Raw genomic sequence first — 246 nt, forward strand, 5'->3', positions numbered from 1 at the left:
GACAGCACTTAGCAGCGATTACTACCAGGTCAAAATGGGCGGTGAAAAAGATGTTATCATACTTCTGCTTTAAGGAAACCTAAAATTTTCAAAGCCACATATTCTTCGCTATCTTCTTCAACCTCTTTTGCAAATTCTTTATCACTAGTTAGTTCTTCTTCTCCAGCATAATATAAAGGTGCAAACCTAGTCTTATCAGAGAAGTTATAAAACTTAAATTTAGGTTCAATAACTTCATAACCGTTA

At 34.1% G+C, this 246-nt stretch carries 1 protein-coding gene; it reads right to left on the reverse strand.

Annotated features, from left to right (window positions below):
- Positions 1-56: 56 nt before the first annotated feature.
- The coding region (locus FDX22_RS24435) for a hypothetical protein (protein ID WP_047692792.1) at positions 57-246 on the reverse strand (190 nt) is incomplete at its 5' end.

Origin of the sequence: Citrobacter sp. TBCS-14 (genome assembly GCF_005280805.1) — a bacterium.
In the GTDB taxonomy this organism is placed as follows: Bacteria; Pseudomonadota; Gammaproteobacteria; order Enterobacterales; family Enterobacteriaceae; genus Citrobacter; species Citrobacter gillenii.